The sequence below is a fragment of the Flavobacterium sp. genome (assembly GCF_043720215.1).
Classification (GTDB): Bacteria; Bacteroidota; Bacteroidia; order Flavobacteriales; family Flavobacteriaceae; genus Flavobacterium.
In genome coordinates this window covers 1-8,403 of sequence record NZ_JAYSSZ010000216.1, presented here as the reverse complement: position 1 = coordinate 8,403, position 8,403 = coordinate 1, and the positions used below count along the sequence as shown (strand labels likewise).

7 protein-coding genes are annotated in these 8,403 nt (G+C 31.3%); 1 reads left to right on the top strand and 6 read right to left on the bottom strand.

What is annotated here, in order from left to right; all coding sequences use genetic code 11:
• The 6 genes from ACHZC3_RS09930 to ACHZC3_RS09905 all read right to left on the bottom strand — a co-directional run.
• Positions 1–484, bottom strand: a 484-nt coding sequence (locus tag ACHZC3_RS09930) for an elongation factor P (RefSeq protein ID WP_394759709.1), incomplete at its 3' end; no start/stop codon positions are given.
• A gap of 95 nt (positions 485–579) precedes the next feature.
• Positions 580–1,362, bottom strand: coding sequence for an acyl-ACP--UDP-N-acetylglucosamine O-acyltransferase (gene lpxA, locus ACHZC3_RS09925; RefSeq protein ID WP_394759708.1), 783 nt, complete (start codon positions 1,360–1,362; stop codon positions 580–582).
• Between the two features lie 64 nt (positions 1,363–1,426).
• Entirely contained in the window at positions 1,427–2,812 is a 1,386-nt protein-coding gene (locus tag ACHZC3_RS09920) for a bifunctional UDP-3-O-[3-hydroxymyristoyl] N-acetylglucosamine deacetylase/3-hydroxyacyl-ACP dehydratase (RefSeq protein WP_394759707.1), read from the bottom strand.
• Positions 2,813–2,814: 2 nt separating this feature from the next.
• On the bottom strand, positions 2,815–3,834 hold the full coding sequence (lpxD, locus tag ACHZC3_RS09915) for a UDP-3-O-(3-hydroxymyristoyl)glucosamine N-acyltransferase (protein WP_394759706.1): 1,020 nt from the start codon (positions 3,832–3,834) through the stop codon (positions 2,815–2,817).
• Between the two features lie 121 nt (positions 3,835–3,955).
• Positions 3,956–5,191 (bottom strand): HD domain-containing protein, encoded by a 1,236-nt coding sequence (locus ACHZC3_RS09910; protein WP_394759705.1) that lies wholly within the window; start codon positions 5,189–5,191, stop codon positions 3,956–3,958.
• Between the two features lie 109 nt (positions 5,192–5,300).
• Positions 5,301–7,346 carry a M13 family metallopeptidase gene (locus ACHZC3_RS09905; RefSeq protein ID WP_394759704.1) on the bottom strand — a complete coding sequence of 682 codons (2,046 nt, stop codon included), beginning with the start codon at positions 7,344–7,346 and terminating at the stop codon, positions 5,301–5,303.
• Between the two features lie 157 nt (positions 7,347–7,503).
• Here ACHZC3_RS09905 and ACHZC3_RS09900 point away from each other — a divergent pair, with 157 nt between their 5' ends.
• Positions 7,504–8,259, top strand: coding sequence for a T9SS type A sorting domain-containing protein (locus ACHZC3_RS09900; RefSeq protein ID WP_394759703.1), 756 nt, complete (start codon positions 7,504–7,506; stop codon positions 8,257–8,259).
• Positions 8,260–8,403 lie beyond the last annotated feature (144 nt).

Genomic DNA, 8,403 nt, shown 5'->3' with positions numbered 1-8,403 from the left:
TTATTGAAGCTCCAGTTTCTACCGTAGCTGATTTTGTTGCATTTGTTGCCGTATTACCTTTTACACCTGGTTCAGCATAAGTAACTTCAAGAACGATAGAAGCTGGCATATCTACTGAAAGTGGTAAATCAGTCTCAGTGTTTACTTGAACCATTACATTTGTTCCTTCTTTTAATAAGTCTGGATTATCAAGAATTTTTTTATCTAAAGTAATTTGCTCAAAAGATTCTACATTCATAAAATGAAACTGATCTCCTTCAGAATATAAATATTGATAAGTATGTGTTTCTACACGAACTTCTTCTATTTTGTGTCCTGCCGAAAATGTATTATCCAATACTTTTCCGTTAGATAAGCTTCGTAGTTTTGTTCTTACAAATGCTGGTCCTTTTCCTGGTTTTACGTGAAGAAATTCGATAATTTTATAAATATCGTGGTTAAATTTGATACACAATCCGTTTCTTATATCTGATGTAGATGCCATTTTTTTTTATTTATTTGTTGATTCGTTTATTTGTTAATTCTGTTATTCGGTCAAGACGATTAAACAAATAACCGAATCAACAAATAACCAAAAAGTTACACTCCTGTATATCCTTTCATAATTCCTCGAGAAGAATTTCTTATAAATTGAAGAATTTCATCTCTTTCTGGAGTTGCTTCCATTTCAGCTTCAATTATTGCCATCGCTTGAGATGTGTTGTAATTTTTTTGGTACAAGGTTCTATAAATACTTTGTATCTCACTTATCTTTTCGGTAGTAAAACCACGTCTTCTTAACCCAACTGAGTTAATCCCTACATAAGACAAAGGTTCTTTTGCTGCTTTAGTATATGGTGGCACATCTTTTCTTACTAACGATCCGCCAGAAACCATAGCATGATCTCCAATTGAAATAAACTGATGAATAGCCGCTAATCCGCCAATAATTGCATAATCGCCAACAGTAACATGACCTGCAAGTGCTACTCCATTTACCACAATGGCATTTTTGCCGATATGGCAATCGTGTGCAATATGTGCTGTCGCCATAATTAGAGAATTGTCTCCAATGGTTGTTTGTCCTGATGCAACAGTACCACGATTTACGGTAACGCATTCTCTGATTGTAACATTATCACCAATAACAACAAGCGAATCTTCTCCTCCAAATTTTAAATCTTGTGGTATCGCTGAAATTACTGCTCCTGGAAAAATATTACAATTTTTTCCTATTCTTGCACCTTCCATGATGGTAACATTTGAACCTATCCAAGTTCCGTCTCCAATAACTACGTTATTATGAATGGTTGTAAATGGTTCTATGACAACATTTTTTGCAATTTTTGCTCCTGGATGTACGTATGCTAGTGGTTGATTCATAAATTTTGTTTAATCGTTTAACTGTTTTATTGATTAACCGAATAATCAAATCAACAAAAAAATATTATATTTTAGCGATTTGAGCCATTAATTCGGCTTCAGCAACTAATTTTCCGTTTGCATAAGCATGGGCTTGCATATGGCAAATACCTCTTCTTATAGGTGTAATTAAATCGCATTTGAATATTAATGTGTCACCTGGTAATACTTTTTGTTTGAACTTAACATTGTCTATTTTCATAAAAAAAGTTAAGTAATTTTCAGGATCAGGGACAGAACTTAATATTAAAATTCCGCCTGTTTGTGCCATTGCTTCTACAATGATAACACCTGGCATAACTGGTGCTCCTGGAAAATGACCAACGAAGAATGTTTCGTTCATCGTTACATTTTTTAAACCAACTACAGAACTTTCGGTCATTTCGATTATTCTATCTACGAATAAAAATGGTGGTCTGTGAGGAAGAATACTCATGATTTTATGAATATCCATTAATGGTTCTTTGTTTAAATCATATACTGGAATGTGATTTCTCTGTTCCGTTTTTATAATTTTAGACATTTTTTTTGCAAATTGAGTATTCACAAAATGTCCTGGTTTGTTTGCAATTACTTTTCCTTTTATTCTGGTTCCTATTAATGCTAAATCGCCAATAACATCAAACAATTTATGACGTGCTGCTTCGTTAGGATATAACAGAGTAAGGTTGTCCAAAACACCATTTGGTGTAACTGAAATTTTATCTTTCCCAAAAGCAATTTTTAATCTGTCCATTGTTATATCAGATATTTCTTTATCTACATACACAATGGCATTATTTAAATCTCCGCCTTTTATAAGTCCGTTTTCGAGTAGTGTTTCTAGTTCATGTAAGAAACTAAATGTGCGACAATCAGCAATTTCAGTTTTAAACTGGCCAATACTTTTTAAACTTGCATTTTGAGTTCCTAGTACTTTTGTACCAAAGTCGACCATTGCAGTAACTTGATAATCATCACATGGCATGACAATTATTTCGCTTCCTGTTGCTTCGTCTGTATAAGAAATAACTTCTTTTACTACATAAACATTTCTTTCAGCTTCTTGTTCTGCAACACCTGCTTTTTCTATTGCTTCAACAAAATATTTTGAAGAACCATCCATGATTGGAAGTTCAGAAGCATTTAGTTCGATAATAACATTGTCTAAATCGCAACCAACTAACGCCGCAAGAACATGTTCAGGAGTTTGAATTTTTACACCTAATTTTTCTAAATTGGTTCCACGTTGTGTATTTACAACATAGTTTGCATCGGCTTCAATTATTGGTTCGCCTTCTAAATCTACTCTAACAAAAGAAAAACCATTATTTATTGGTGCTGGTTTAAAAGTTATCTTTACTTCATTTCCTGTGTGAAGCCCAACTCCAGTAAGAGAAATTTCGTTTTTGATGGTTTTTTGTTTGACCATAATTATTTTATTGTTTTTTTTAATTCTTCTATTTCGGTAACTATTTTAGGAAGGTTTCTAAAATGTACGTATGATTTGCTATATTCAGAATATCCAAACGATGGACTTCCTTGTAAAACTTCTCCATCTTTTATACTTTTTCCTACTCCTGACTGCGCTTGAATTCTGACATTATTTCCTATTGTCAAATGACCGGCTATTCCTACTTGACCTCCAATCATGCAATTTTTGCCAATTTTTGTAGTTCCTGCAATTCCTGTTTGTGCTGCAATAACTGTATTTTCTCCAATTTCTACATTGTGAGCAATTTGAATCTGATTATCCAGTTTCACTCCTTTTCTAATAATTGTAGAACCCATTGTGGCTCTGTCTATTGTAGTACAAGCTCCAATATCTACATTATCTTCGATAATTACATTTCCTATTTGAGGTATCTTGCTAAAAGTTCCATCTGGATTTGGTGCAAAACCAAAACCATCAGCTCCAATTACAGTCCCAGAATAGATATTACAGTTTTCTCCGATTTGTGATTCTGAAAGAATTTTTACACCTGCAAAAATAATAGTATTATCGCCAATAATTACATTATCACCAATAAAAGAATTTGGGTAAATTTTGACATTATCTCCAATAATTACGTTTTCGCCTATGTAACTAAAACTACCTAGGTAAAAATTAGTTCCATGTTTTGCAGATTCAGATAGCACACAAGGTACTTCAATACCAACTTTATTTAATTTAACCTGATTATAAAATTCTAAAATCTTACTAAAAGCAGCATAGGCATCTTCTACTTTTATTAATGTTGTTGAAACTTCATTTTCTGGCACAAAAGTATTGTTAACAATGGTTATTGTTGCTTTTGTCTCATATATAAAATTAGTGTATTTTGGATTGGCCAAAAAAGTTAATGAACCTTCAGTTCCTTCTTCAATTTTAGATAATTTAGAAACTTCAGCCATCGGATTTCCGACTACTTCTCCTTCTAATATTTCCGCTATTTGTTGGGCTGTAAATTTCATTTTATCTGATTATATTTTCCATTTGTATAAAATGGAACTCGATAACTTCTTTTTTATTTAAATCGAGAGTTTGCTTTTCTCGTTTCATTAACGCAAAAATATAAAATTTTGAAAAGAAACTTTAGTTTTTATTGAGTTGTTTTGGAAAACAAAGAAAATATTTAGTTACTTGTTTCGATAAAGCTTTCAGTGATAATTGATCGGATAACAAGGCCACATCTTCTATAGAACCATCTTTTTTGAGTATTCGTATAGGCTCCGCCGATTTACTATAGGCTTGATTTCTGATTTTTCCTTTAAAAACAAAGTATTTTGCTTCTTGAATAGTAACGTTATTCTCTTTCGAAAATTGTTCTACTAAACTGTGAACTTCTTCTGAAGAAAATTTTTCTTCATTCATTTTTATTTTAAGTAAATCCCTATTGATTATCATTTTACTCAAGGAACTTAAAGTAAAATCCTGATGTGATTGCCATTGTTTTATAGCGCCAATAATATCTGTATCATCAAGTTGCGCAAATTTATCTAGAATAGCATCATTGAAATCGGTTAAGCTTATTTTGTTTTCGATAAAAAAAAGTAAGTTTTCGCTACATTCAATTTTAATTCCTTTTTGGTATAATTCTTTGGCTCTTTTTAGTGTGTTTGTTAATGTTAACTCAGCCACTAAACTGGTTTTATGCAAATAAACTTGCCAATACATTAATCGGCGTGCCATTAAGAATTTTTCGACTGAATAAATTCCTTTTTCTTCGATGACCAATACATCATCAACAACATTCATCATTTGGATTAATCGGTCAGAATTTATTTTTCCTTCTTCGACACCAGAGTAAAAACTATCTCGTTTCAAATAATCCATTCTGTCCATATCTAATTGGCTAGAAATAAGCTGTAACATGAATTTACGTGGATATTCTTCTTTAAAAATCTGAATGGCTAAATCTAATTTTCCATCAAATTCAACATTCAATTTATTCATAAACAGTAACGAAATTTGCTCATGATGCACAGCTTCTACAATACTGTGTTCCATAGCATGCGAAAAAGGACCATGACCTATATCGTGTAACAAAATAGCAATATACAATGCGTTTTCTTCTTCAGGAGAAATTTCAGTATTTTTGAATCGAAGTACTTGAATCGCTTTTTGCATGATATGCAAGCACCCTAAAGCATGATGAAATCTTGTGTGATTAGCTCCTGGATACACTAATGACGATAATCCCATTTGAGAAATACGTCGCAAACGCTGAAAATACGGATGTTGAATTAAGTCGTAAATTAATGGATTAGGAATGGTAATAAAACCATATATTGGATCATTAAAAATTTTTAATTTATTGGTATTACTCACTTTTTATAATTTGAACAAATATAGAAAAGTTAAAACAATAATTAACACCAATAAAAAAATCCATTTTTAAGCAAAACTTAAAAATGGATTTTTAAAACAATAGAGTAATCTACCAAATGACTACTCTGTCTTTCTCTGCTATAAACATTTTACTTCCTTCTTTGATAGTAAATGTTTTATAAAACTCAGGAATATTACTTAAAGGTCCGTTGATTCTAAATTTTGCTGGAGCGTGAACATCTGTTAGCAACTGTTGTCCAAGTGCTTCTGGCTTAATATTTACCATCCAAGCATAACCATAAGCTAAAAAGTACCTTTGATCTGGTGATAATTTTGCAATTTTCTTATTGGTTTTGTATTGAGGCGTTTTCTTAAATGCTTCGTAACCCATGACAACTCCACCTAAATCTGCAATGTTTTCGCCTTGAGTGGCATCGCCATTTACGAATTTACCGGGTAAAGCTTCGTACTTACTATATTGTGCAACTATAGCTTTGGTTTTTTCTTTAAATTTCTTCAAATCATCAGCCGTCCACCAATTGTTCAAATTTCCTTTTTCGTCATACTGACTTCCTTGGTCGTCGAAACCGTGAGTAATTTCGTGACCAAATGTAGAACCACCAATGATTCCGTATAAAACAGCATCGTCTGGCATACGCCCTTCAAAACCTGGAACAATTATATTACAAGCTGGAACACAAATTTCGTTGTTACTTGGGTTGTAATAGGCATTGTATGTTTGTGGAAACATGCCCCATTCGGTTCTATCTACAGGTTTTCCGTACTTTGTAGACATATAATTATAACTCCATTTGTTAACAGACATCACATTGGCACAGTAAACACCTTTATCAATAATCACAGAAGACATATCTTTCCATTTGTCAGGATAACCAACTTTCATTACAATTTTAGATAGTTTATGCAAAGCTTTTACTTTAGTAGCTTCGCTCATCCAATCTAATTTTTTGATACGCTCTGCATAGACATCACGAATATTATTTCCTATTTCTAATAATTTTTCTTTAGTTCCTTTTGGTAAATATTCATCTACATATACTTGACCTACTAATTCTCCTAATGAACCATCAGTTTGTTCTACAACTCTTTTCCAACGAGGTTTTTGTTTTTTTACACCACTCATAACTGTCGAATAGAAATAAAAGTTTTGTTTTTCAATATCAGCGCCTAAATATGAAGCATAACTATTGACTAAATCCCATTTTAAATAGGTTTTCCAATCTTCTATCGAATAGGTTTTAATGGTTTTATCTAACGCTTTATAAAATTCAGGTTGACCTACAATAACAGAATCTGAATTTTTAATATTCATTACAGGCAATAGTTTATCCCAAGCAATATTTGGCGTAGCCGATTTAAATTGTGCTACTGACATTTTGTTATAATTCTTAATTGGGTCACGTAAAGCTTCCAACTTTCGAGAGTTTTTAGCTAATTCGGTTTCTAATTTCATAATAACTAGTGCGTTCTTTTTAGAGTTCACTTCATCGTTACCCATTAGTTTCGACATAGCTTCTAGATGTTTTACATATTCAGTACGAATGGTAACAGTTTCTTTATCGGTATTGAAATAATAATCGCGATTTCCCATTCCTAATCCACCTTGCGAGAAGAAAAGTGCATATTTAGTACTAATTTTATCATCTTGACCAACATAAAATCCATAAGCTGGACTTGCACCAATAGTATGTAAATAGGCAATAGAATTCAATAAAGACGAAACATCTTTAATTGCATCAATTTTTGCTAATTCTGATTTCAATGGTGAAATTCCTAACTTATTAATCGAAATAGTATCCATACCAGAAGCATAGAAATCGCCTATTTTTTGTTTGTTCGTTCCTTTGTCAGCATTTGCAGCAGCCGATTTTTCACAAATAGACTTTATCTGATTATTTATAGTATCTTGAATCGTTCTAAAAATACCATTACTTCTTTCCGTCTCAGGAATTGGATTACGCTTAAACCAGCCACCATTGGCATAAGCAAAAAAATCATCGGAAGGATTTGCTAATGTATCTCTGTTGGTTGTTAATGCATCGGGCGCATTAGGATCAAAATCGGTTTCTCTCTTACAGCTTACATGTAATAGAAGTAGAATGAATAGTATTAAGTAAAAAGTTTTAAATTTCATTTTTATTTTTTTTGTGGGTATAAAGGTACTTTTTTTTTGAATATTCTATTTAGTTTTATTTTATGGGGCATTTTGTAATTAAATTTTACATTTCTTAGAAAAAATAAAATTAGAAACCTTTTTTTGTATAACTTTACATAACTTTAAATTAAAAAAGATGAAAAAAAATTATTTATTTTTAGCATTACTGGCGTCAACAATAAGCTTTTCTCAAACTCCTTTGCTGAGTTCAACAACGCCTATAACTCCATATTTAGTTGTAAACTCACCAGTTGGAGAAGAAATTGGAAAAATAATTGACGGAGACATTAATACTAAATTTTCTGACACAAATATTAATGATGGTATGGGTTTTCAAGTAAACGTGTCATCTAATCCTCAAGTTGCAATTAGAATTGATATTACTTTATCTAATAACATTCCTAATCGTGATCCACAAAATTTTCAATTGTTGGGCTCAAATGATGGTATAATCTATACAAGTATTTATAACGGTATAATTATTTGTGGACAACCTAGAAATACAGTAATTAGTTACTCATTTGTAAATACTATAACCTATGGATATTACCGAGTTAATTTCACAAATTTATGTGGACCTCAAAGTACTTTTCAAGTAGCCGAAGTTCAAATATATGCAAATACATTATCTTTGAGTGATTCTGTAGAACTAAACGATTTTACATTCTTTCCTAATCCCATACAAAATTTTTTAACAATTAGAAATATTAAAAAAATTCCTTTAACTGAAATTCAAGTTTCAGATTTAACTGGAAAAATTGTTAAATCGTTTGAATTAAATAATTCTAATGATAATCAACAATTAGATTTAAATAATATAGCAAGTGGAATGTACATAATGAAAATAAAATCAAATAATAAAATTTTCTTAAAAAAAATATTATTAAAATAAAAAAAAAACCAATTTTAAACAGGCAATTATTATTGCCTGTTTTTTTTTACCTATTTGTCTTGTCCTAAAATAGCGATACATAAATTCATCGTTATGGAAAACACCCAGGAACCTCGCTATGTAAAGCGTACTCAAAAAGACTAC